The sequence below is a fragment of the Sarcina ventriculi genome, from assembly GCF_900456775.1.
In the GTDB taxonomy this organism is placed as follows: Bacteria; Bacillota; Clostridia; order Clostridiales; family Clostridiaceae; genus Sarcina; species Sarcina ventriculi.
This window is the reverse complement of the sequence record NZ_UAUL01000010.1, coordinates 72459-98482: the sequence shown is the minus strand read 5'-3', so window position 1 is coordinate 98482 and position 26024 is coordinate 72459. Positions and strand designations below refer to the sequence as shown.

Annotated in this window: 25 protein-coding genes; 5 read left to right on the top strand and 20 right to left on the bottom strand. The window is 28.0% G+C overall.

Annotated elements, in window-relative coordinates; translation table 11 throughout:
* Window positions 1-50 precede the first annotated feature (50 nt).
* The 3 genes from DR020_RS09820 to DR020_RS09810 all read left to right on the top strand — a co-directional run bounded on the left by DR020_RS09820 (window position 51) and on the right by DR020_RS09810 (window position 3340).
* Window positions 51-911 carry a hypothetical protein gene (locus tag DR020_RS09820; protein WP_055257001.1) on the top strand — a complete coding sequence of 287 codons (861 nt, stop codon included), beginning with the start codon at window positions 51-53 and terminating at the stop codon, window positions 909-911.
* Between the two features lie 306 nt (window positions 912-1217).
* The gene (locus tag DR020_RS09815) at window positions 1218-2066 is read left to right on the top strand and encodes a patatin-like phospholipase family protein (protein WP_055257002.1); all 849 of its coding nucleotides are present in this window, start codon (window positions 1218-1220) and stop codon (window positions 2064-2066) included.
* A 197-nt stretch (window positions 2067-2263) separates the two neighbouring features.
* Window positions 2264-3340 (top strand): pyridoxal phosphate-dependent aminotransferase, encoded by a 1077-nt coding sequence (locus DR020_RS09810; RefSeq protein ID WP_055257003.1) that lies wholly within the window; start codon window positions 2264-2266, stop codon window positions 3338-3340.
* A 76-nt stretch (window positions 3341-3416) separates the two neighbouring features.
* On the opposite strand, the gene queF is transcribed toward DR020_RS09810, so the two are convergent.
* The 8 genes from queF to DR020_RS09770 all read right to left on the bottom strand — a co-directional run bounded on the left by queF (window position 3417) and on the right by DR020_RS09770 (window position 8947).
* Window positions 3417-3917 (bottom strand): preQ(1) synthase, encoded by a 501-nt coding sequence (queF, locus tag DR020_RS09805; RefSeq protein WP_055257004.1) that lies wholly within the window; start codon window positions 3915-3917, stop codon window positions 3417-3419.
* Between the two features lie 17 nt (window positions 3918-3934).
* A complete protein-coding gene (queC, locus tag DR020_RS09800) occupies window positions 3935-4594 on the bottom strand; it encodes a 7-cyano-7-deazaguanine synthase QueC (protein ID WP_055257005.1) in 660 nt (219 codons plus the stop codon).
* Window positions 4595-4635: 41 nt separating this feature from the next.
* Window positions 4636-5232 carry a GTP cyclohydrolase I FolE gene (gene folE, locus DR020_RS09795; RefSeq protein ID WP_112365835.1) on the bottom strand — a complete coding sequence of 199 codons (597 nt, stop codon included), beginning with the start codon at window positions 5230-5232 and terminating at the stop codon, window positions 4636-4638.
* A 3-nt stretch (window positions 5233-5235) separates the two neighbouring features.
* The gene (gene queE / locus DR020_RS09790) at window positions 5236-5892 is read right to left on the bottom strand and encodes a putative 7-carboxy-7-deazaguanine synthase QueE (protein ID WP_055257007.1); all 657 of its coding nucleotides are present in this window, start codon (window positions 5890-5892) and stop codon (window positions 5236-5238) included.
* A 4-nt stretch (window positions 5893-5896) separates the two neighbouring features.
* The gene (locus tag DR020_RS09785; RefSeq protein ID WP_055257008.1) at window positions 5897-6361 is read right to left on the bottom strand and encodes a 6-pyruvoyl trahydropterin synthase family protein; all 465 of its coding nucleotides are present in this window, start codon (window positions 6359-6361) and stop codon (window positions 5897-5899) included.
* Window positions 6362-6686: 325 nt separating this feature from the next.
* A complete protein-coding gene (locus tag DR020_RS09780) occupies window positions 6687-7391 on the bottom strand; it encodes a DedA family protein (RefSeq protein ID WP_055257009.1) in 705 nt (234 codons plus the stop codon).
* Window positions 7392-7514: 123 nt separating this feature from the next.
* Window positions 7515-8135: a hypothetical protein gene (locus DR020_RS09775; protein WP_055257010.1), complete on the bottom strand. Its 621-nt coding sequence runs from the start codon at window positions 8133-8135 to the stop codon at window positions 7515-7517.
* A gap of 137 nt (window positions 8136-8272) precedes the next feature.
* On the bottom strand, window positions 8273-8947 hold the full coding sequence (locus tag DR020_RS09770; RefSeq protein ID WP_055257011.1) for a nitrite/sulfite reductase domain-containing protein: 675 nt from the start codon (window positions 8945-8947) through the stop codon (window positions 8273-8275).
* A 320-nt stretch (window positions 8948-9267) separates the two neighbouring features.
* On the opposite strand from DR020_RS09770, the gene aspD reads away from it, so the two are divergent.
* Window positions 9268-10893, top strand: a complete 1626-nt coding sequence (gene aspD, locus DR020_RS09765; RefSeq protein WP_058993737.1) for an aspartate 4-decarboxylase — start codon at window positions 9268-9270, stop codon at window positions 10891-10893.
* Window positions 10894-10958: 65 nt separating this feature from the next.
* Here aspD and DR020_RS09760 read toward each other — a convergent pair whose 3' ends face one another.
* Both DR020_RS09760 and DR020_RS09755 read right to left on the bottom strand, forming a co-directional pair.
* Window positions 10959-12941, bottom strand: coding sequence for a YgiQ family radical SAM protein (locus tag DR020_RS09760; RefSeq protein WP_112365887.1), 1983 nt, complete (start codon window positions 12939-12941; stop codon window positions 10959-10961).
* Window positions 12942-13098: 157 nt separating this feature from the next.
* Window positions 13099-15774 (bottom strand): YfhO family protein, encoded by a 2676-nt coding sequence (locus DR020_RS09755; protein ID WP_059027296.1) that lies wholly within the window; start codon window positions 15772-15774, stop codon window positions 13099-13101.
* 318 nt (window positions 15775-16092) lie between these two features.
* On the opposite strand from DR020_RS09755, the gene DR020_RS09750 reads away from it, so the two are divergent.
* A complete protein-coding gene (locus DR020_RS09750; protein ID WP_112365834.1) occupies window positions 16093-16908 on the top strand; it encodes a biotin--[acetyl-CoA-carboxylase] ligase in 816 nt (271 codons plus the stop codon).
* 42 nt (window positions 16909-16950) lie between these two features.
* On the opposite strand, the gene DR020_RS09745 is transcribed toward DR020_RS09750, so the two are convergent.
* The 10 genes from DR020_RS09745 to DR020_RS09700 form a co-directional block, all read right to left on the bottom strand.
* Window positions 16951-17763, bottom strand: coding sequence for an acetyl-CoA carboxylase carboxyltransferase subunit alpha (locus DR020_RS09745; protein ID WP_055257015.1), 813 nt, complete (start codon window positions 17761-17763; stop codon window positions 16951-16953).
* Entirely contained in the window at window positions 17753-18622 is an 870-nt protein-coding gene (gene accD, locus DR020_RS09740; protein WP_055257016.1) for an acetyl-CoA carboxylase, carboxyltransferase subunit beta, read from the bottom strand. The genes DR020_RS09745 and accD overlap by 11 nt, the downstream gene beginning before the upstream one ends.
* A gap of 12 nt (window positions 18623-18634) precedes the next feature.
* Window positions 18635-19978: an acetyl-CoA carboxylase biotin carboxylase subunit gene (locus tag DR020_RS09735; RefSeq protein WP_055257017.1), complete on the bottom strand. Its 1344-nt coding sequence runs from the start codon at window positions 19976-19978 to the stop codon at window positions 18635-18637.
* A 14-nt stretch (window positions 19979-19992) separates the two neighbouring features.
* On the bottom strand, window positions 19993-20409 hold the full coding sequence (gene fabZ / locus DR020_RS09730; RefSeq protein ID WP_055257018.1) for a 3-hydroxyacyl-ACP dehydratase FabZ: 417 nt from the start codon (window positions 20407-20409) through the stop codon (window positions 19993-19995).
* Window positions 20410-20432: 23 nt separating this feature from the next.
* Entirely contained in the window at window positions 20433-20951 is a 519-nt protein-coding gene (accB, locus tag DR020_RS09725) for an acetyl-CoA carboxylase biotin carboxyl carrier protein (RefSeq protein ID WP_235865687.1), read from the bottom strand.
* Window positions 20939-22177, bottom strand: a complete 1239-nt coding sequence (gene fabF / locus DR020_RS09720) for a beta-ketoacyl-ACP synthase II (RefSeq protein ID WP_055257020.1) — start codon at window positions 22175-22177, stop codon at window positions 20939-20941. The genes accB and fabF overlap by 13 nt, the downstream gene beginning before the upstream one ends.
* Window positions 22178-22193: 16 nt before the next feature.
* Window positions 22194-22937 carry a 3-oxoacyl-[acyl-carrier-protein] reductase gene (gene fabG, locus DR020_RS09715; RefSeq protein WP_112365832.1) on the bottom strand — a complete coding sequence of 248 codons (744 nt, stop codon included), beginning with the start codon at window positions 22935-22937 and terminating at the stop codon, window positions 22194-22196.
* Entirely contained in the window at window positions 22931-23881 is a 951-nt protein-coding gene (gene fabD / locus DR020_RS09710) for an ACP S-malonyltransferase (protein ID WP_112365831.1), read from the bottom strand. The genes fabG and fabD overlap by 7 nt, the downstream gene beginning before the upstream one ends.
* Before the next feature lie 14 nt (window positions 23882-23895).
* On the bottom strand, window positions 23896-24828 hold the full coding sequence (fabK, locus tag DR020_RS09705; protein WP_112365830.1) for an enoyl-[acyl-carrier-protein] reductase FabK: 933 nt from the start codon (window positions 24826-24828) through the stop codon (window positions 23896-23898).
* Window positions 24829-24898: 70 nt separating this feature from the next.
* Window positions 24899-25876: a beta-ketoacyl-ACP synthase III gene (locus DR020_RS09700; RefSeq protein WP_112365829.1), complete on the bottom strand. Its 978-nt coding sequence runs from the start codon at window positions 25874-25876 to the stop codon at window positions 24899-24901.
* Window positions 25877-26024: the final 148 nt, after the last annotated feature.

Here is a 26024-nt window from a genome sequence, read left to right as displayed (position 1 = left end):
TGTTATATTATTATATTAAATTATATATAAATATAAAGGAAGTAAAATTAATGAACTTATTCATTGAAATTTTAAATATTATTTTCAATATCTCATTAAATACCCTTATTTTATTTTTTTTAATCATAGGTTTTTTAATTATTCAAGGACTTATAATTGGCTACCTTGAAAAATTATCTATGAAAAACATCTATTCTTCAATTGGGTATATAGGTATTTTAATCACAGGTTTAGGCGTATGCTTACATGAGACAAGTCATTTATTAATGGCTAAATTATTTGGATTTAAGATAAAAGATGTTAAATTTTTTAGACCAGTGCAAGGAGCTAAGGATGGAGTTTTAGGTTATGTTAATTATTCATATAATCCTAAAAATATTTTACATAAAATAGGATTATTTTTTGTTGGTTTTGCTCCTATTTTAGGAGGTATATTAGGACTAGTTCTATGCATTATAATATTTTTACCTAATACTTTTAACAATGTGCAAACTCAACTAAATGTTATTTTATCTTATGATAATGTCTTTAGCTTGCGTTTTTTTCAAAATCAACTATTTTTATCTTTTTCACTTTTTAAAAGCTTATTTACATTACAAAACTTTAAAAATATTACCTTTTGGATATTTTTATTACTAGCTATAAGTATTTCCTCTCATACAGCATTAAGTATAGCTGATTTAAAATCTAGCGTTAAAGGCATAAAAACTATCTTTATATGTTTGTTTTTGTTAAATATAGTTTTTTATATTTTAAATATAAATATTTATAATCATATGTTTTTTATTTATAAGTTTGATGCTCTATTTATAACTTTTATGAATATTTCTATATGTTTTTCTATTTTACACTTAACTATAACATATATAATTAAGCTTAGTATATCTATCTTTAAGAAATTTATTTATTAAATAATAAATTTTCATATAATAATAAAATAATAATAAAACTAAAATAACTACATTTTAAATATGCCTAAGAATTAACATTTATAAACTTTACATAATATCAAATAATATTTCTATGTATAATTTAAAAGTATTTAATAATACAAATTTCCTTTTTATCTCTTTATTTCTTAACACCATATAGACTTTTATTATATTTTGTCATATAAATAACAAAATTAAAAATATAATATTGTTTTTTTGTCGAATAATGTATTATAATAAATATAAAATATATTACTTAATTTATACTATAGAAAGGAAGATATTATGAAAATAGGACTTGTTCTTTCTGGCGGAGGAGCTAACGGAGCTTATGAAGTTGGAGTGTGGAGATATATGAGAGAGTTGGGTTTAAGCAAACATGTTCATGTTTTTTCAGGAACATCTATCGGAGCATTTAACTCTCTCCTTTTTGCTCAAAATGAACCTTCAAAATCAACAGCCTTATGGAATGATTTATCTGCAGATATAGTTATGCCTATATCAAAATTTAAAATACTTTCTATGAGCATACAACTTTCAATTGGTGCAAAAATAGTGTCTAAATTTGATAAAATAGGCGACTGGTTTTTAAACAAATACTGGGACTCTGGCAAAGCCCCTACTGAAGGATTATTGGCCGTTTTAAACAAATACTTAGATTATGAAAAAATAATTAATTCAAAAATAAAATGTTATGCAACATGTACGGAAATGCCTGAATGTAAAGCTACATATTTTAAACTTAACGACTATACTCCAGAAGAAATAACAAAAATAATAATGGCTTCAGCTACTTTACCTACAATTTTTAAAAGCACAGAATTTAACGGTAAAAAGTATGTAGATGGTGGATTAGTTGATAACACTCCAATTGAACCTGCCTATAAGGAAGGGTGTGATTATATTATTGTTGTATACTTAAATAAAGGTATATCAATTGACAAAAGTCTTTATCCTAATAGTAAAATAATAGAAATTATTCCAAAAGAAATTAATGAGGGTACTATAGGTGGGGTTCTTAACTTTAAAGAAAAAGCTAAACTTAAGCTATTTAGACAAGGTTACTTAGATGCTCAAAAAGTTTTATCACCTGTATTCCAAAAAAGTAACTTATCTTTAAGTTCAATAAACTAATTTTTATTATTTGTTATCGCTAACTTTATATTTATAAAATTACATATATATTATTAATGAACCTTTTATTGAATTTATAATATAGGTTAAGTAAATTTACTTATATAAAATTATATATTAATTAAATTTACTTTATGTATTATTATGTATATAATTACATTGTAATATATATTATAAATTTAGGAGGTTCTTTTTTTATGGTTATAAATCATGGTGCAAATTTATTTGATTTATCTAATAAACTTAATGTTAACGAAGATGAATTTTTAGATTTTAGTTCTAATATAAACCCTTTTGGAGCTTGTCCTAATGCTAAGGAAGCGGTTATTTCAAATATAGATAAAGTATCAATTTATCCTGATGTAAACTATTTATCACTTAAAACATCAATTTCTAATTATTGTAGATGCAAAACTGAACATATACTTTTAGGGTCTGGCTCAACAGAACTTATATCAACATTTATAAAGATAATAAAGCCTAAAAATGCGCTTATTATATCTCCAACCTATTCAGAATACGAAAGGGAATTAAAAAAATCATCTTGCAACATTAGTTACTATTTTGCTAAAAAAGAAGATGATTTTAAAATTGATGTAGAGGATTTAATACACACTATAAATGATGATCTTTATGATTTGGTTGTTATATGTAATCCTAATAATCCTACTGGATTTGCTTTTACTCAAGAAGAAATTAAAGAAATTTTAAAATATTGTAGTACCTATATTATGCTTGATGAAACTTATGTAGAATTTATAGATACTAATGTATTTTCATCCACTCCTTTAATTGATAGATTTTCTAATTTATTTATTATAAGAAGTACATCTAAATTTTTTTCAGCCCCTGGTATAAGGCTTGGCTATGCTTTAACTTCAGATAAAGAAGTCTTAAAAAAAATGAATGATAATTTAGATTTATGGAATATAAATATTTTTGCAAGTTTAATGGGTGAAGTAATGTTTAATGATTTAGAATATATATATTCTTCATTAGAAAAAATTCAAGATGAACATTCATATCTCATGAAAGAACTTAACTCTATAGATGATTTAAAAGTTTATCCAAGCTCCAGTAATTTTATTTTATGTGAAATTACATCTAAAAAACTAACAAGTTCTTCTTTATATGAAACTCTTATAAAAAGCAACGTAATTATTAGAGACTGTTCTTCTTTTAATAGCTTAAATAACTATTTCTTTAGAGTATGTGTTTTAAAGCATAATGATAATAAACTTCTTATAAATCTTTTAAAAGATATTTTTTCTTAAAAATAAAAACATAGAAAACAAAAATATGTTTTCTATGTTTTGAAACTAGATTTTCTTTATAATTTTTACACCTATTTTATCTATTATCAACTTTTTCTGGATATAAGTCATGATTAACTAGTCTGTTAAATGCAACCTCTTCCCACTTAGTTCCTTTTTTTCCGTAATTACAATAAGGATCTATTGATATTCCTCCTCTTGGAGTGAATTTTCCCCAAACTTCAATATATTTAGGATCCATAAGTTTAATTAAATCCTTCATTATTATGTTCATACAATCTTCATGAAAATCCCCTTGATTTCTAAAGCTAAACAAATACAGTTTTAATGATTTACTCTCTACCATATATGTATCTGGTACATATGATATATATATAGTTGCAAAATCTGGTTGTCCTGTAATAGGACAAAGACTTGTAAATTCTGGACAATTAAACTTTACAAAATAATCATTTCCTTGATGTTTATTAACAAATCTTTCTAATATTTCTGGTTTATATGCATAATCATACTTAGTTCCTTGATTTCCTAAAAGGCTTAATCCCTCTAATTCTTTTCCTTGTCTTCCTGATGCCATAAATCTTACCTCACTTCTTACTTTTTAAATTGCTCCTTAAATTTTAAATATCCATTTTTTCTAAGTGTACATGCTGGACATTCACCACATCCATTGCCCTTTATACCATTATAACAAGTTAAAGTTTCATTTTTAACTATATCTAATACACCTAAATCGTCTGCTAATTTCCAAGTTTCAGCTTTATCAATCCACATAAGTGGAGTTAAAACTTCAAATTGATAATCCATAGCTAAATTTAAAGTTACATTTAATGATTTTATAAACACATCTCTACAATCTGGATATCCACTAAAATCACTTTGAGAAACTCCTGTTATTATAGTATTTATCCCTCTTTGCTTTGCAAATACTGCAACAAAAGTTAAGAATAACATATTTCTTCCATCAACAAAGCTATTTGGAAGTTTATCCTCTTCCTTTTTTTTATCAACCTTTATGTCAACTCTAGTTAATGAGTTTGGAGCTAATTGATTTAAAAGATTTAAATCCATTATATGATGCTCTACATCATATTTTTTACATATGTCCTTAGCACATTCAAGTTCTAAACTATGTTTTTGTCCATAATCAAAAGAAACAGCTATAACTTCCTTGTATCTTTTTTTAGCCCAAAAAAGACAAGTTGTACTATCTTGACCACCACTAAAAACTACTACTGCTTTTTCTTTATTCAAAAAAATCACCTCTTAAAAATTATTAATATATAAAAAAATATTTATATGCTCATTAATAGCTCTTGTCTTAAAGATGAATCATCTTTAAATGCACCTTTAAAAGTTGTTGTTCTAGTTTTTGAACCATTTTTCTTTATTCCTCTAGTTGTCATACAAGCATGCTCCCCTTCTATAACAACAGCAACATCTTCACTATCAGTTATCATGCACATGATTTCAGCTATATCATTTCCTATTTTCTCTTGAAGTTGAAGTCTTCTTCCTACCATATCAGCAATTCTTGCTATTTTGCTAAGACCTATAACCTTTTTTCTTGGAATATAAGCTACTGTAACATTCATATTATACATAAGAGCTAAATGATGTTCACAAAAACTAAATATCGGAATATCCCTCATTATAACCATGCCTTCACTTGCCTTACTTTCATAATCCTCAGTAAAACACTTATCAAACATTTTAGCTATTTCTTCATTTGTATACCTTACACCCTCTAAAACTTCCTTAATCATATTTACACATCTTTTAGGTGTATCTTTAAGTCCTTCTCTGTTTGGGTCTTCTCCTAAAAGCTCTATAAACTCTTTAACTAAAGATATAGCTCTTTCTTCTTTTTCTCTTGATTCCCAAATATTCATATATTATACCCCCTTAGTTTCTGGACTCCATATTATTTTATGCATCTGTATTTGCATTCTTATATCATTTAATTTTCTTGTTTTTAAAAACTCAACTATTTCAACTAATTCTATTTTTCCAAACACTGGGCTTACAAATATAGGAGTCTTTCCCTTAACAAGTTCAGTTTCTTTATAAACTTTTTCCATTGTTTTAAGATCTAATATATCTCCCACTACAAACTTTACACAATCAATAGGTCTTAAAATATTGAAATTGTTTATTAACATTTTTTCCTGCATTTCACTTGACGGACTTTTGTAGTCAACTATAAAAGCTACTGTTGGAAAATCTTTAACAAAGTCTTTCATATCGATTGAACCATTTGTCTCAACACTTACATTGTACTTTTCTTTTACTAAAGCATTTAAAAGACTATACGCATTCTCTTTATTTAAAAGAGGTTCTCCACCTGTTAAAGTAATATTTTTTATTCCCTTATCTAATTTCTTTAAGATGTCGTCTATGGACATCTCCTCTCCATCTGATAAGTTTTGTCCATAAATAGTATCACAATAATTACATCTTAAATTACACCCTGAAAGTCTTATAAAATTGGTTATTTTACCTGCATTAAATGCTTCACCGTCTATGCTTTGAAAAATTTCAACAACCTTCATTAGCCTAATCCTCCTTATAAGTTGCTTTATTATTAGGTGTTTCATATACTGTTATATAACAAAGTGAAAAATTATTACTTTTTACTTTTTCATCTAACAAAGCACTTATTTCATAAAAAAATAATTTAGACATATTTTCAGCTGTTGTTCTACATGGAAGATTTATTATTTTAAAATTCATAGCATTACAAGCATCTATAAATGATTTTTCTTCACTTGAAACTTCATGACTATCAACAGTTAATAACAAAGCATGGTCATATTTGTCAAAATAATTTTTTATTATATTTTTTATATCTGTAAAATCTATAATCATTCCTTTTGAGCTTCCAGACTCTATTAACTCATCAGCCTTTAATCCATATTGTATTTTCCACCTATGGCCATGTAAATTTTTACATTTCCCACTATGTCCTATTAAAAAATGACTAGAATCAAAACTTTCCTCGCCTTCTAAAAAATAACTCATTCCTTACCTCTCCTTAGCTTTAAAAATCTATCTTTGAATATTAAGTATTTAAATTTTAAACAATAAAAAAAGAGCATTTCTGCCCTTATAAATAAAAAAACTAGAGATAAACAACACAAAAAGTAAACCTATTATTAAATAAAAAATTTTTAATTAATATAAGTATATGTATATTTCTCCTAGTTTTATTTATAGACAGGATGGTTACGAACTGTCTTATTAAATTTTACACTTAATATTAACATATACTTTCACTATTTGCAATATAACATGATAAATACAAACCCTTTATATTTAATTTATCAAAATTAGCAATGCCTAAATTTTAAAAAATATTAATGATTAAAATTAAAATTCCAAAACATAATAAACAAGATATTATTGCCAATATAATAATCTTAGAATTAGAATTTTTAGATATTTTTTTATAAATAAAATATTTTATATATTTTTTATATTTTTTTATTATCCAATACACAATAATACTAAATGCTATAACAAAAATTATAATCATTATGTATCTACTTAGATATCTTTCTATATTTTTAACATCTCCTCCCAGAAAATCTCCAAGACATATGAATGTTAAAATCCAAAAAAATGCTCCCATATATGAATTTAATATAAATTTTTTATAATTAATTTTAATTATTCCAGAGAAATATCCAGTAACATGTCTAACTCCTGGTATAAAGCATGAAATTAAAAGAATTTTACTACCATATTTATTAAACCATTTTGATACTTTTTCTACTTTTTTATCATTTATTCCAAAATATATTCCATACTTCATTAAAAATTTTAATCCTATAAAATGACCTATAATATAAGAGATACTAAGCCCTAATGCAACACCTGAAAAACCAAAAAATATACTCAAAAATAAATTTAATTTTCCTGCATAAATTAATGCTCCACAATAAATCATTAATAATTCTCCGGGAATTGGAAGAGCTAATGTTTCAAGCATTGGAGCTATAAATAATATTATATAACCATATTGTATTAATAAATTATTTATTACATCCATGATTCCTCCTAAAAATAAATACCTTATATTTATTTTAATACCCAAAGATTAAAGTATTATTAACATAAATTTAAAAAATAAAAAAACTACTAACTTTTTTATAATTAGTAGTTTTTTTATTTTTTACGCTTTTTTTATATAATTCTTATTATCTTCTCTTTCATAAACAAAGTTTTTAGGTGAAGAAGATACAAATCCTTCTATCCATCCATCTTTTAGTATGTAATAATTATTTACATCTCCACCTACAGCATCCCAAAATCTTTTATGTACACAAGTTGTAGTAATCCAAACCACTTTCTCATCTGATTCCTCTTCTACAAGATTTACTCTATCACAAGGCATTCCTTCAACTAAATTATCAAAAATAACCTTAAATAATCCATCAGCTGATAAACTTTTATCTTCTATGTTTTCAAAAACTTCTTTTCCGTTTGATTTAAATACTTCTTTTATCTCTTCTATTTTGATATTTTCTTTTAAAATATCAGTTACGATTGAAGCTAATCTATACTCTAAACTATCTATTCTTCCTTGTAACCATCCATGAATATTTCCTTCATCAATTACATCTTCTAAGTTACTATAATCTGGTTCTCCATATTTTTCATAAGCTTTAGATTTTATTGAATCTACATTAATTCCTCTGTTTTTAGCAAACTCTAAAACCTCTTTTTGAATATTTTCTCCAACTAAAATTTTATTATATACCCAATAATGTATAGGGCCTAAAAAAGCACTCATTTGACTTATCCTCCTAAAAATACAATTTATATTTTATTGTCTTAAATAATTATATCAAATTTGATTATAATGTTCAAATAAAATATACATTTTATTTAATAAAAAAGCAAAGTTTTAACTTTGCTTTTTTATTACTTTTAAAGATATGCTTCAACATTAACTAGAGTTTTAAATTCTTCAAGACCTACTCTATCTATGTAATCCCCTAATCTTTCTTTCTTTTCTGCATTATTTTCATATACATCTACTATTTTTTCAACAAATGATATGATTTTATCATTTGGTACTGATAAGGCAATTCTATCACCAAGTCTTGGCTTAGCTCCACCTTTTCCTCCAACGACTACCATCCAGCCTTTTCCGCCACCTATGATTCCTATATCTCTAGTATGGCTATCACCGCAAGAATTTGGACATCCACTAACGCCCATTTTTAGTTTATTAGGTAAAGATTTTCCATGGAATAATTCATCTAATTGAGCTCCAATTCCTACTGAATCTTGAAGACCTCTTTTACAGAAACTAGTTCCTGGACAAATTTTTACACTTCTTACACAAAGACCAACAGCTGCACCTGCTTTCATTCCTAAATCAGCCCATGCGTTATCTATATTTTCTTCTGCAATACCAACTAATGCAATACGTTGTGCAGCAGTTACTTTTACAGCTTGTGCATTATATTTTTCAGCAACATCTGCTAATTTTCTTAATTGATCTGGTGTAACTAATCCACCAACTAAATGAGGTGCAATAGCATAATTTTCTCTATCTCTTTGAACTATTGCTCCTTTTTCTAGTAAATCATTTTTCATTAATAATTCCTCCTAAAATCGCAAAATAATTTTATTTAATTAAATATATATCTTACTTGAATATTTAAAAATAAATTATTAAAAACATCAACTTCAATTATTATACTACATATTATTATATAATACAAATTTATTTTTAATAATCTATATTAATTAATTTCATAATAATATTATCTTTATATTGTTCTTATTTTATTAAATATTTTATTTATATCTGATTGATAATGGATTAATTTTAAGCTTCATGTTATAATTTAAAATCTAACAAATATATAAAGCATATTAATTTTAATAAAATACAACAGGAGTACTAAAATTACATGGATATTAATTTAGAACGCAAAGAACTAGAAAAAATTTATGGGAAAATAAGTCCCTTTGAATTTAAAAATCAGTTAATAGATTTGGCAGAAACATCTCAAAAAAAAAGCACAAGAGCGCTTTTAGATGCTGGACGTGGAAATCCAAACTGGATTGCCTCTACCCCTAGAGATGCTTTTTTTACTTTTGGTCATTTTGCGACCCAAGAAGCTAAACAATCTTGGTGTCATGAAGATTTAGCTGGAATTCCTCAAAAATATGGAATAGCAAATAGGTTTTTTGAATACATCGAAAAAAATCATAATTATCCAGGAACTAAGCTTCTAAAAGATATTATTAATTATGGAATTAATGATAAAAAATTCAATCCAGATGAATGGGTATTTGAACTTGTAAACGGAATAATCGGATGTGATTATCCACTTCCTGAAAGAATGTTGTCTAAAATTGAAGTTGTAGTTCATGATTACCTTATACAAGAATTATGCTCTAATAATGAACCAGATGGAAAATTCAATATTTTTGCCGTAGAAGGTGCTACCTCCGCTATGTGTTATTTATTTAATTCTTTAAGTGCAAATAAACTTTTGCATAAAGGTGACAAAATAGCATTAATGACACCTATTTTTACACCATACTTAGAGATACCAATACTTCCTAATTATGATTTAGAAATAGTTCCTATAATTGCCAATGAATTAACCCCAGAAGGTGCACATACTTGGCAATATCCAAAATCTGAACTTGAAAAGTTAAAAGATCCTTCTGTTAAAGCTCTTTTTATAGTCAATCCAAGCAATCCTGCATCTATCGCTTTAAGCCCTAAATGCACTGAAGAACTTGTTAATATAATTAAAAATTATAATAAAGATATAATGATAATATCTGATGATGTATATGGAACATTTGTTGATGGTTTTCAATCACTTATGTCTAAGCTTCCTTACAATACCATAGGTGTTTATTCATATTCTAAGTATTTTGGCGTTACAGGATGGCGTCTTGGAACTATGGCAATTCACGAAAACAATGTATTTGATAACTTACTAAAAAAACTTCCTTTTTATGAAAAGAAAGAATTACACAGAAGATATGAAGGTTTATCAACAACACCTGAAGATATTAAATTTATTGACAGATTAGTAGCAGATAGCAGACAAGTTGCTCTAAATCATACTGCAGGGCTTTCTACTCCACAGCAGGTTCAAATGGCATTCTTTTCTATATTTTCTATTTTAGATAAGAATAATAATTATAAAAAACTTACTATGGAAATTTGCCATGTTCGTAAAAAACTTTTATTTCAAAGTCTTGGACTTCCTTTAAAAATGAATAAGCTTGATGCTTGCTATTACTGTGAATTTGATTTATTAGAATGGGCAAATTTAAATTATGGAAATGAGTTCTCAAATTACTTAAAATCTAATTTTAAAACCGTAGATGTTTTATTCAGACTTGCAAAAGAATCCTCTATCGTATTATTAAGTGGTGGTGGTTTTTCAGCCCCTGAATGGTCTATCAGAATTTCTTTGGCTAATCTTAAAGATGAGGCTTATATTGAAATTGGTATAGCTCTTAAAAAGATTTTAAATGATTTTGTTTCTGAATGGAAAAAAACTACATAAAAATAAACTCCTAAATAATATAAACTTTATTTAGGAGTTTATTTAATTTTAATATATTGTAGAAATTATCTTCTCTTACTAGAAACTTTAATTCCTTTGCCTCTCAAGCTATTACCTCTTTTATCCTTCATTTTATCTTTTCCTGGATTAAAATGCATTTCACTTTTTCTACTCTTTTTATTATTTGATTTTACAAATTTATCACTTTTTCTTCTAGTTAACCCATGCGTTTCTTTATATCTTTGTTCTTTAGATTTTATAAGACATTTAGGTCCATTTCCTATTAAATCTTCTCTTCCAGCCTTAATTAAAGCATCATAAACTATATTATAGTTTTTAGGTTTACTAAATTGTAAAAGAGCCCTTTGCATAGCCTTCTCTTCTTTCGTTTTTGGTACATACACTTTCTTCATTGTAAATGGATCAAGTCCTGTATAAAACATTGTTGTAGATAGTGTTCCTGGCGTTGGATAAAAATCTTGCACTTGTTCTGGTTGATATTTTATATCTCTTAAATATTCTGCTAAAATTATGGCATCTTTTAAAGTGCTTCCTGGATGGCTTGACATAAGATAGGGAATTATATATTGCTTCTTTCCAAGTTCTTTATTTATTCTAAAAAATTTTTCTCTAAATTCATCATAAACTTTTCCAGCTGGTTTTCCCATATATTTTAGAACATTTTCTGATATATGTTCAGGCGCAACCTTTAACTGACCACTTACATGATATTCTGAAAGTTCTTTTATAAATTTATCTCTCTTCTTATCTGCCATTATATAATCATATCTAAGTCCTGAACGAACGAATACCTTTTTTATCCCTTTGACACTTCTAACTTTTCTTAAAAGCTCTAAGTATTCGCTATGATCTACCTCCATATTTTTGCATATACTCGGGGACATACATTGTTTTTTCTTACACGCACCATAAATAAGTTGTTTCTCACAAGAAGCCTTTCTAAAGTTTGCAGTAGGACCTCCTACATCATGAATATAGCCTTTAAAATCTTTAAACTCTGTTATATCCTCAGCTTCTTTAACTATGGAATCTTGACTTCTACTTGTAACAATTCTTCCTTGATGAAATGTAATAGCACAAAATGAACAGTTACCAGAACATCCTCTAGAACTTACTATACTAAATTTTATTTCCTCAATAGCAGGGACTCCTCCTTGCTCTTCATATATCGGATGGTAATCTTTTTGATATGGAAGTCCATAAACAATATCGAGTTCTTCCCTAACCAAAGGTCTCTCAGGCTTATTTATAACTACATACTTATCTAAATTTCTTTGAACTAAAGTATGACCTCTAAAAGGATCTTGCTCTTCATATTGAATTCTAAAAGCTTCACAATATTTTTCAATATCACTTGCCACCTCTTTGAATGTTGGAATTTCTATATACTCTTCATAAAGTTCATCTAAACTATCAACTGTGTAACACGTTCCCGCTACACTTCTTATATACTTAGCTGGGAAACCATCATTTAAATAATTTGCAACCTCTACTATTTGTTTCTCACTCATGCCATAAACCAAAAGATCTGCCCCACTATCTATTAAAATAGACTGCCTAACCTTATCACTCCAATAATCATAATGAGCAAACCTTCTAAGACTAGCTTCTACTCCTCCAATTAATATATCCACATCTTTAAAGGCTTCACGAACTTTATTACAATAAACTATAGTTGCTCTATCTGGTCTTAACCCCATCTTTCCACCAGGAGAATAATAGTCCTTTTCTCTAATTCTTTTGCTAACAGTATAGTGATTTACCATAGAGTCCATATTACCAGCATTAACTAAAAAAGCCAACCTTGGTCTTCCTAACTTTTTAAAATCATCTATGTTATTCCAATTTGGTTGAGAAATTATTCCAACTTTATATCCCGCATTTTCTAAAACTCTTGATATTACAGCAGTACCAAAACTATGGTGGTCAATATAAGCGTCCCCTGTAACTATTATAAAATCACAGACTTCCCATCCTCTCTCCTCCATATCTTTTTTACAAATAGGTAAAAATTTATTCTCACTCATTTTTAATATCACTCTCATCTCTTGCTAATTTATTATATAAAAATTAATATCTAATTCATTTAATGATTATAACATTATAATATCTTTAATACAAAACATATATTAAAACAAAAAGCCATACATAAAGTATGACTTTTTATTTTAATATCTTAAATTATTAATATCGTCTTTCCCTAATAAATATATAAACTAAAAGTATAATACTTACAATTGATATAATAACACCTATATCAAAACCTTGCGGGCTAAACTTAAGCATTACAGTTTGTTGTCCTTGATTTAACTTAATAGCCATAAAACCATTAAAGTTTTCTATTGAAACTTTTTTACCATTTATATAAGCATGCCATCCCTTATCATAAGGTACAGATAAGAAAAGAACATTATTATCTTCAGTTCCATATGCTGTTCCAGATATTTTTGTGTTAGTTACCTTTATATTTTGCATGCTTTGTGAATTTAAAGTTTCATAAGCTCTACTAAATTCATTTTGATTTAATCCGTATAATTGTACAACACCAAGCTCTGCATTTTCATTTGTAAATTTAATTGATACAGTTGCACTTTCACCTTCTGTAAAATATCCTAAATCCATAACAGCTGGTTCATCCCATGCACTATAAATTCCTATTTCCTTACCATTTACATAAACTGTACATTGATTACTGTCTCCATTATTCAAATCTAAATAAACTTGTTGATTTGAATTACTTGTAAAATGTAGTCTAACAATTCCTGAATAATCAGGATCTGTAAGCGCTAGCTTAGCATAATCTGATGTTTGTTTTAATACAGATATATTTTGAAGGGTTGTTGTATAATCTATAGGTTTTAAATATTCTTTATACCCATTTCCATCTTTAGCATATCCTAAGAATGAATTTAACAATATGTTAGTGTTTGCAAAATAATCTGAATTTGTATATTTTATATTTTTTGATAATGCATAATTATTTACAACATATCCTATTGGTAGAGCATATTTATTTTTATTTATATATCTATTTACTCCCTCAATATTATTAGTATAAAAACCTCCTAAAGGTTCTTTAGATAGAATATATTTTATATCAAATAATGAATCTAAGACCTCAGTTGTACTTTTGTATTGAAGAGATAAAGCAATTCCTGTTCCACCATCTTGAACACCAAATGTGTTAGTTAGGAAACTGTCTAAACTTCTATAATTTAAAGACGTAAATGTTGATATGCTATTATAGTTTAAAGCTATTCCTTCATTGAATCTTTCAACTGTATTTAATTGCTCCATCCTATAAAAACTTTTATCACTACTTTGAACTGCTTTCACATCTGGTTCAACAGATAATACATCAGTAAATGCACCCTTAGATAAGTATCCTATCTGAGAATACACATTGTTTAAATATGTTGTTGCTGCAAATAGCATTTCTCCAAAAATTAATACAAATATTACACCCATTATGAATTTTTTCTTTTTTACTTTAAGCCTTAACATAATAATAAGAACTGCATAAATAATTATAAAAATCAAATTAGCATAAAGAAGGATACGATTTACTGGTAGTAAATTTATATGTTCTATAAGAGTTGGAGATACTGCTCTGTTTACACTCTCTCCAATACCATACGCTAAAATATAATATATTCCAGAACCTAAAAATAACACCGATACTATTATTCCTATAATAGGGGTATCATCTAAGTTCTCTATAGTCTTATATGCTATTATAAGGACTAAAAAAGAAAATACAAAAGAATATCTAAACATATACCATATAGGTATATTAAAATCTTGCCATGCCCATGTTAAAAAAGGCGAAGCAAAACTTACTAATAATATTGCTATAAATATTAAGTCAATTATTTTTTCTTTAGCTCTAATTTTTTTATTGAAAAAGTATGGAACTATAAGCAGTAATGGTAATAGCCCACAGTATATATTAGGTGAACCATAAGAAACTGAATTAAATGTGCCCATAAAAAATTTTTCAATAGTAGATCCAAATGTAGAGCTAACTAACAATTGACTATCTAAAGTAGTTGCACCTCCATTTTTTAATGAAAAGTATGTAGGTATAATTATAACCGCTGCACACGCTGCTGCTATAACTCCTCCTAATACAAATATTAAAAATTTTTTTATGTATCCTCTTATATCTTTTATACTATTTTCTGTAAAATAAATAGCTGTAAAATATAAAAAAGTAAATATGCCAACAGGATATGCTATGTAATAGTTAGCCACGAACATCATAGCTAAAAATAATATAAATACCCCTATTTTATGTTGGAAAACTAACCTTCTAACACCTATCAAAATTAAAGGAAGAAAAATTATTCCATCTAACCACATAAGGTCTAAAGAAAATACTACTGCATAACTCATAAGACCATACATAGTACTAAATAGTACAGACATTAAACTTACTCTTTTATACACATATTTTATGTAAATAAAAAATGTTAAAGAAGCTAATGAAACTTTTACAAGTATCATAAATTCCATAGCTGCTGCAAGCTGATCTTTTGGAAATAATAATACTAAAAGTGATACAGGACTTGCTAAATAATAAGTAAATAGTCCTAAAAAGTTTCCACCAAAACCTAAATTCCATGAATATAAAAGTTTTGAGAAATCTCCGCTTCTTAATATAGTTTGATACTGAGAATAAAAATTTACATATTGGTCTCTTAAATCTCCAACAAGAACACTTTTATTCCCTAAAAAACCTATACCGTTTAAAGTATAAGCTAAAAATAGTATTATAAAAGGAATTACAAAACTTAGTAGTAAATAAAGTTTAAAATGATTTTTATTATTTTCTTTGGTTTTTGTTAAATTATTATTCATTCTTATAATATAATTTAAATTTAAATTTTTTTCAATAAATTTTATGATATATAAATGAAAAAATATTGTAAAACTTTCTTTATTTTAAAAAATTAATCTTGTATATTAAATATATACTCTTTTTTTCTCCCTTTTTCTTAAATTATCTACTTTTAAATATTATTATTTTATTTTTTAATACTATTAGATTATAATTATTAATAAAATAAATGATTATTTAATTTATATACTCATTTTTTATATAAATTAATATTTTGTAAACTTTAACTAATAAAAAAAAATATATGTTAAAATAACTTATATGAAAGGATATCAATAATGAAAACAACAAGCTTAAATAATGACTTTAAAGAAATAAGTTTAAATAAAATCTTACCTCACTTAAAAACAACAACTATCGGCCGTCATTTTAAATATTTTACGACACTTGATTCTACAAATACATACTGCAAACTCCTTGCAGAAAAAAATTGTCCAGAAGGTACAATTGTTATTTCAGAAGAACAGACAAAAGGTAGAGGTACTAAAGGTAGAATTTGGTCCTCCCCTAAAGGCTCTGGGCTTTGGATATCAATTTTATTAAAACCTAAAATAACCACAACTGATATATCTAAAATAACCCTTATAACTTCCTGTGCTCTTTATGAAACTTTCAAAAAACTAGGAATTAATTCACAAATAAAATGGCCTAATGATATGCTTATAAACAATAAAAAGGTTTGTGGTATCTTAACAGAAGCTAATATCAAAGAAAACGTAGTAAATTATATAATTCTTGGAGTAGGCATAAACGTAAATGTATCTTACGATGATTTTAATGATGATTTAAAACCCAAAGCAACATCCCTTAAAATAGAAGCAAATAAAGAAATTGATAGATGTTATGTTCTAGCAATATTTTTAAATTATTTAGAAAAATTCTACAATCAAATGATAAATAATTCATCATTGGAATATTTTAAAATTTATAAAGAAAATTCATATATACTAAATAAAACAGTTAATATAGTAAAAAATAATACTGTAGAAGTTGTGCAAGTATTAGATTTTGATTTAAATGGTTTCATATTAGTTAAAGATTTAAATGGTATAATAAAAAAAATATCTTCTGCTGAAATTTCATTAAGAATATAATTTAAACTAAAAGAAAGTAGATAAAATTATCTACTTTCTTTTTCAACTTATTTCAAGTTTACCAAACTTTCTAAATCTAGCATACCTAGCATTTAAAAGCTCATCAATATTCATATTTAAAAGAATGTTTAATTCTTCTACAAGTTCCTTTTTTATATTGTTAGCAACTGAGACTACATCTTTTTCAGCTCCACCCTTTGGCTCTGGTATTATCTTCTCTATAACACCTTTTTCTAATAGGTCAAAAGAAGTTATTTCCATAAGTTCCGCTACCTCTTTTGACTTTGATGGATCTTTAAATAATATTGATGCAAATCCTTCAGGTGATAACACTGAATAAACTGAGTTTTCAAGCATCCAAACCCTATCTGAATTTGCAAGACCTATAGCTCCGCCACTACCTCCTTCTCCTATTATTATAGAAATTATAGGAACTTTAAGCATAGACATTTCTATAAGATTTTTAGCAATAGCTTCTCCTTGACCTCTTTCTTCAGCTCCAACGCCACAATATGCACCAGCAGTATTTATAAAACAAATTACAGGTCTTTTAAACTTCTCTGCTTGTTTCATAAGCCTAAGAGCTTTTCTATACCCTTCTGGATGCAATGAACCAAAATTTGTTTCTAAATTTTCTTTTAAATTTTTTCCTTTTTGTATGCCAATAACAGTAACAGGCATTTCTCCTAAAAATGCAATACCACCAATTAAAGCCTTATCATCTCTAAAATTCCTGTCACCGTGAAGCTCAAAAAAATCTTTAAAAATTAATTTTATATAATCTAGTGATGTTGGTCTTTGAGGGCTTCTAGCTATAGATAATCTTTCCCATGCTGTTAACTTCTTATTTATCATACCTTAATGCCTCCTTAGAACAATGAATATTTAATATTCTTATAAGAGTCATTCTTAAATCTTTTCTTTCAACTATAGCATCTACAAACCCTTTTTCTAAAAGGAATTCAGCGCTTTGAAAATCTTCAGGTAAACTTTCTTTTATTGTTCCTTCAATAACTCTTCTGCCAGCAAAACCAATAAGAGCTTTTGGTTCTGATAAAATAATATCCCCTAACATAGCAAAGCTTGCTGTAACTCCACCTGTTGTTGGATCAGTTAAAACAGTTATATATAACAATCCCTTTTCATTATGTCTAGCTAAAGCTGAACTGATTTTTGCCATTTGCATAAGTGAAATTATTCCTTCTTGCATTCTAGCACCACCAGATGTTGTAAATATTATAATAGGTAAGTTTTCTTTAGTTGCTATTTCAACAGCTAAAGTTATTTTTTCTCCAACTCCAGCTCCCATACTTCCCATCATAAAGTTTGAATCCATTACGCAAATTACGTTTTTTATTCCACCAATTTTTGAATATCCAGTTACAACACCTTCATTTAAGCCACTTTTTTCTTTACTATCTTTTAACTTTTTATCATAATTTGGAAAGTTTCTTATATTGTTTGATTTAATTTCTTGATTAAATTCTTCAAATGTATCTAAATCACATATAGAATCTATTCTTTCATAAGCACCTAACCTAAAATAACCATGACAATGATAGCATATCCCATTATTTTCTTCTAATATTTTAGAATATAATATTTTCCCACATTTATTACATTTTGTCCAACACCCATCTGGAACATTTGGACTATTTGTTTCATTTTGGGCAACATTAACAGTCGCATATTGCCTTTTTTTAAATATTCCCATATAAAATCACCATCACATATTAAATTCCTGATTTATAAAGCTAGTATCAAAATTTCCTGATTTAAATACATCATTATTTAATATATCAAATTGGAAATCTATATTGCTTTCTATTCCCTCTATCACAAATTCTTCTAGTGCCCTTATCATCTTATGTATAGCTTCATCTCTATTTTTTCCATGGACTATAAGTTTTGCTATCATTGAATCGTAAAGAGGTGGAATAGTATATCCTGAATAAACTGCAGTATCAACCCTTACACCATTTCCTCCTGGTATATTTAAAAATGTTATTTTTCCAGGGCATGGAGCAAAATTTTTGTCTGGCATCTCTGCATTTATTCTACATTCTATTGCATGACCTCTTAACACTACATCATCTTGAGAAAATGATAATTTATTATTATTTGCAATATTTATTTGTTCCTTTACAATATCTACAGAAGTTATCATTTCAGTTACCGGATGCTCTACTTGAATTCTAGTGTTCATTTCCATAAAATAAAAATTCCCATGCTTATCTAGAAGAAATTCCATTGTTCCAGCATTAACATATCCTGCTGCTTTAGCTCCATTTATAGCAGCAATACCCATCTTTTCTCTAAGCTCTTCAGTTAAAACCTTAGCTGGTGCTTCTTCCAAAACTTTTTGATTACGTCTTTGTATAGAACAATCTCTTTCACCTAAATGTATAACATTTCCATAATTATCTGCTATTATTTGAAATTCTATGTGTCTAGGATTCTCTATAAATTTCTCCATATATACAGAATCATCCCCAAAATTTGTAGCTCCTTCACTTTTAGCAGTATAAAAAGCATTTTCAAGCTCATCTTCTTTTCTTACAAGCCTTATACCTTTTCCGCCTCCACCTGATGAAGCCTTTATCATTATAGGGTATCCAATTCTTTTAGCTTCACTTTTAGCTTTCTCAAATGTTTCAATTATTCCTTTACTTCCAGGTATAACTGGTACTTTTGCCCTAGTCATAACTTCTCTAGCCATAGATTTATTTCCTAATAAATCTATGGTTTCTGATCTAGGACCTATAAACTTTATGTTACAAGCCTCACACATAGCTGCAAAAGTCGCATTTTCTGATAAAAATCCAAAACCTGGGTGTATAGCGTTACTTTTAGTAGCTACAGCAGCACTTAATATATTAGTGGAATTTAGATAAGATTCTTTAGATTTTCCACTTCCTATGCAAATAGCTTCATCTGCAAGTTGTGTATGCATAGCATCTTTATCTTGCTCTGAATAAACAGCAACGGTTGATATTCCAAGTTCCTTGCAAGCTCTTATAATCCTAACCGCTATTTCCCCCCTATTGGCTATTAGAATTTTTCTAATCATAAAAAATCACCTCTTTATCCAACTATAAAGGTAAGTTCAGCCTCTGCTGCTTTTTTGCCTTCCACGTAAGCAACTCCTTTAGCAACCCCAACTTTACTTCTCATTTTTATTAACTCTACTTCTAAAGTTAATGTATCTCCAGGTACAACTTTTCTTCTAAACTTAGCTTTATCTATACCTCCAAAATATGCTATTTTACCTTTAAATTCATCTTTAGCTAATAAAGATACTGCCCCTGCTTGAGCTAAAGCCTCTATTATTAAAACTCCTGGCATAACAGGTTCTTGAGGAAAATGTCCTTGAAAAAAATTTTCATTCATTGTAACATTTTTTTTTGCAACTATTTTATTTCCTTCAATACTTTCAACCTTATCTATCAACAAAAATGGGTATCTATGAGGTATTATTTCCATTATTTCTTTAATATCCATAACAAATTCTTCCTTATTCTTATCTATTTTATTTTAAATAGTGGCAACCCATATTCTATTATATCATCATCTTTACACATTACTTCAACTATTTCACCATCATATTCTGATGTTATCTCATTCATTATTTTCATAGCCTCAATAATGCACAAAACATCTCCCTTTTTCACCCTATCTCCGACTTTAGCATAAGGTTCTTCTCCTGGTGATGATGCAGAATAAAATGTTCCAACTAAAGGTGATTTAACTATTTTGAAATTGCCATCTTCTTCATTTGCTTCATTTTTAACTTCTTCTTTAATTTTATTACTAACTGTACTATTAGATAATTCAGTTTTTGAAACTTCATTATTAGACTTTCTATTCTCAACATTTTTTACTACAGTTTCATTTTCAAAATTTTGAGAAAACTCTAGATTTTTATTCATTTTAATTTTAATATCTTGACCTTCAAGTTCAAAACATCTTAAAGATGATTTATCTATTATATCTATTAATTCTTTAATTTCATTGTAATTTAACATATCTTTTACTCTCTCCACTTTTTGAAAATAATACTTCCATTATGGCCACCAAACCCAAATGAATTTGACATTGCATATTCAACTTCTTGTTCTCTTCCTACATTTGGGATGTAATCTAAATCACAATCTTCATCTTTATTTTTTAAATTTATAGTTGGAGGTAAAAATCCCTCTTTCATAGCTTTTATTGCTGCTATTGCTTCAATTGCACCAGCTGCTCCTAAAAGATGTCCTGTCATAGACTTTGTAGAACTTACTGGTATATTTTTAGCATTTTCAGCAAATACAGTTTTTATTGCTAATGTTTCCATTTTATCATTTATTTTTGTAGAAGTTCCGTGAGCATTTATATATAAAGATGCATTTTTATCTATTCCTGCCTCATCCATTGCCATTTTCATAGCCTTTGCAGCCCCTTCTCCATCTGGAGATGGTGATGTTATATGATATGCATCACAAGTTGTTCCATATCCTACTACTTCTCCATAAATTTTTGCTCCTCTTTTTAAAGCACTTTCAAGTTCTTCTAATATAACAGTTCCTGAACCTTCTCCCATAACAAACCCACTTCTATCACTATCAAATGGTATAGAAGCTCTATTTTTATCCTCTGACGTGCTAAGTGCTGTTAATGATTGGAATCCAGCTATTGAGAATCCATCAATTGAACTTTCTGATCCTCCTGCTACTACAATATCAGAATAACCATGCTTTATTGATCTATAAGCTTCACCTATACAATTAGTTGATGTAGCACAAGCTGTTACTATACTTATGCAGTTTCCTTTCAATCCAAATTCTATGGCTATATTTCCTGCTGCCATATTACAAATTAACATTGGCACTGCAAAAGGAGATATTCTTCTAGGGCCTTTAAAAGCTAAAGTTTCAACTTGTTGTTTAGCAGTTCCAATACCTCCAACACCAGTTCCAAATATTACTCCTACTCTTTCTCTATCTATGTTATCTAAATCAAGACCGCTATCCTCAATGGCTTCTTTTGTTGAAGCTATTGCAAACTGTGAATACATATCTAATCTTTTAGCTTTTTTCTTTTCCATATATTTTTCAACTTCAAAATCCTTAACTTCAGCTGCAAGTTTTGCTTTATATTCACTTATATCAAAATGAGTTATAAAATCTATTCCATTTTGTCCTTCCTTTAATGAATTCCAAAACTTCTCTACTCCACATCCAACTGGAGATATTACTCCCAATCCAGTTATAACAACTCTTCTTGTCATATTTTAAAATCCTCCTTTATATCATAACCATTCCACCATCAACGTTTATAACTTGACCTGTTATATAATCTGATAAACCTGATGATAAAAATAAAACTAAATTTGCTACATCCTTAGTTGATCCCATTTTTTTCATAGGTATTGTTTGAAGTATACTTTCTTTTACCTTGTCTGACAATCCATTTGTCATATCTGTATCAATATACCCTGGTGCAACAACATTTATATTAACTCCTCTTGGCGCAAGCTCTCTTGCTATAGATTTTGAAAAACCTATAACTCCAGCTTTAGATGCTGCATAATTACATTGACCTGCATTTCCAACCAATCCAACTACAGAAGATATATTTATTATTTTACCTGCTCTTTGTTTCATCATTATAGGTGTAATAAGTTTAGTTGTATTAAACACACCTTTTAGATTAACATCTAAAACACTTTCAAAATCTTCTTGTTTCATTCTCATTAAAAGACCATCTTTAGTTATTCCAGCATTATTCACTAAAATATCTATAGACCCTAATTTTTCTTTTGCCTCTGATATTAAATTTTCAACCTCTTCAAAATTACTAACATCACATTTTACAGTAACAATCTTTACACCTTTTGCTTCTATGTCTTTAACTAAAACTTCTATTTCGTTGTTATAATTTCTATAATTTATAACAATATTAGCACCATTTTCAGCTAAAGTTAATGCAATTTCACGTCCTATTCCTCTTGATGCTCCTGTAATTATTGCATTTTTCCCTTTTAACATATGCTTTTCATCCCTTCTAAAGTTTTCTCCAAACTCTTTAAATCTTCCACATTAAATATATTAACCCTTTTTTCTAAAGTTTTACTTATATCTCTAACAAAACCACTTAAAACTCTTCCAGGGCCAACTTCTATAAACGTATCTACTCCATTTTCTAACATTAACTTTATAGAGTCTTCCCATCTTACTGAAGATTCTATTTGTCTTACAAGAAGTGGAATAATTTCTGATTTATCTTGTACAAACTTTCCCTCAACATTGCACACTAGTGGAACATTTAATTCTTTAAATTCAACTTTTTTAAGTTCTTTTTCAAGTTTTAATGCAGCCTCATGAAGCATTGATGTATGAAATGGTCCTGAAACTTTTAAAGATATCGCTCTCCTTGCACCTAATTCTAAAACTATTTCCTTAGCGTATTCTACTGCTTTAAGTTCTCCACCTATAACAATTTGTTTAGATGTATTGTAATTTGCAATTTCAACTATACCTTTTTCCTTAGCTTTTTCTACTGCTTCTTGAACCTTTTCTCTTGAAAGTCCTATAACAGCTACCATAGCTCCAACACCTAGTGGAACTGCTTCTTGCATAAACTTCCCTCTTTTTTTAACTAAAGAAACAGCATCTAAAAAATCTATAGCTCCCGCTGAAACTAAAGCTGAATATTCGCCTAAACTAAGTCCTGCAACTACATCAGGCTCTATATTATTTTTTTCTAAAGCTTTAAGTATAGCTATAGATGTTGTTAAAATAGCTGGTTGAGTATTTTCTGTTATATTAAGTTCGTCTGCATTACCTTCTAATATCATGTTTGTTATATCAAAACCTAATGCATTATTAGCCTTATTAAAAATCTCTCTACATTCATCTATGTTTTCATAGAGTTCTTTTCCCATACCTATATATTGAGCACCTTGCCCTGAAAATATAAACGCTGTTTTCATGCTTCCTCCTAAAATTAATTATTAAAATAATTTTTTACTTTATCATACTCTTGGAATAAGTCCTCTATTATTTCTTTAACACTTTCTCTCTTATTTACAAGCCCTGAAATTTGTCCTGCCATAACTGAACCTAGTTCTACATCTCCATCTCTCGCAGCTTTAGGAAGCGCTCCTCTTCCTAATTTCTCTAATTCTTCTACTGGTGCATTATTAGATTCTAAAGTCATAAATTGTCTAGCTAATTTATTTTTTATTACTTGAACTGGATGTCCTGTTGATCTTCCTGTAACTACCGTATCTATATCATTAGCTTTAATTACTGCTTCTTTATAATTTTCGTGAATAGTACATTCATGAGAAACTAAAAATCTTGTTCCTACCTGTATCCCATTAGCACCAAGCATAAATGCCGCAGCAACACCTCTTTTATCTGCAATACCACCTGCTGCTAAAACTGGTATATTAACCGCATCAACAATTTGTGGAACTAATGCCATTGTTGTTAATTTACCTATATGTCCTCCTGATTCACAACCCTCTGCTATAATAGCATCTGCACCTAATCTTTCCATTCTTTTTGCTAAAGCTACAGATGGAACTACCGGAATAACTTTTATTCCTGCTTCTTTCCACATATCCATATACTTCCCTGGATTTCCCGCTCCAGTTGTTATAACTTCAACGCCTTCTTCCACAGCTATCTTAGCTAGCTTAGGTGCATCTTCTGATAAAAGCATTATGTTAAGTCCAAAAGGTTTATCCGTTAACTTCTTGCATTTTTTTATTTCTTCTCTTATATATTCAGCTGGTGCATTACCCCCAGCTATTATACCTATTCCTCCAGCGTTAGACACAGCTGCTGCTAAAGAACTATCTGAAATCCAAGCCATAGCACCTTGCAGTATTGGATATTTTATATTCAATAATTTACATATGTCCTCTTTCATAATCACCACTCCATATTCATAAGATAAAATTAAACACCTCTATAATTATAGTGTATTTAGAAATTTTTTTCTACATCTCTATTAAAGCGCCACCCCAAGTTAAACCAGCACCAAATCCTACTATTATAATTTTATCTCCTTTTTTCAAAAGATTTCTATTATCCATATCTGCAAGCGCTATTGGAATGCTTCCTCCTGATGTATTTCCAACCTTGTCTAAATTAGTGAAGAATTTATCGATTGGACACTCTAATCTTCTTGCCGCTTCCTCAACTATTCTTAAATTAGCTTGATGCGGCACAATATATTTTATATCATCTATACATAATCCAGATTTTTCAAGAAGCTTTGAAACCACTTGTGGTAACATTTTAACACTAAACTTAAATACTCCTCGTCCATCCATCCATATATGATCGACTTTAACTTCTTCTATGGTAGTGCATATTTTAGAAGATGGTACAACTTTTCCAGCTGTTAAACTCTTAATACCTAACGTTCCATCAGAACCAGTATATGTTGCTAAAACACCATTTTCTTCTGAAAGCTCTAAAACACAAGCACCTGTTCCATCTCCAAATAAGACACAAGTATTTCTATCTTGCCAATTCATGATTCTTGATAAAACTTCTCCACCTATAACCAATGCTTTTTTATATTCTCCAGATTTTATAAGAGCATTAGCAGTTATTAATGAAAAAACAAATCCAGAACAAGCAGCTGAAATGTCAAAGCATGTAGCATTTTTACATCCTAACATATCTTGAACAATACATGCAGTTGATGGACATACACTATCTGGTGTTATTGTTGCAACTATTATTAAATCTATTTCTTCTGGCTTACATTTTGCCTTTTGCATAGCCTCTTGACAAGCTTTTGCTGCCATTTGTGCTACAGTTTCACCAGATGAAATTCTTCTTTCTTTTATACCTGTACGTTTTGTTATCCATTCATCAGATGTATCTACAATTTTTGCTAAATAATTATTATCTACAATATTTTCTGGATAGTAACTTCCATATCCCAAAATTTTTGCTCCTGACATAATTCTTCTCCTTATCTATACGTTTATTAATAAATTCTCATTTTAAAAAACTTACTGACAAATCTATTGATTAATTTTATGTATAAGAATATTAAAACTAGTTTATAATGATAAACTGTATTAAATAATTTAAAATCTCTAATATTTA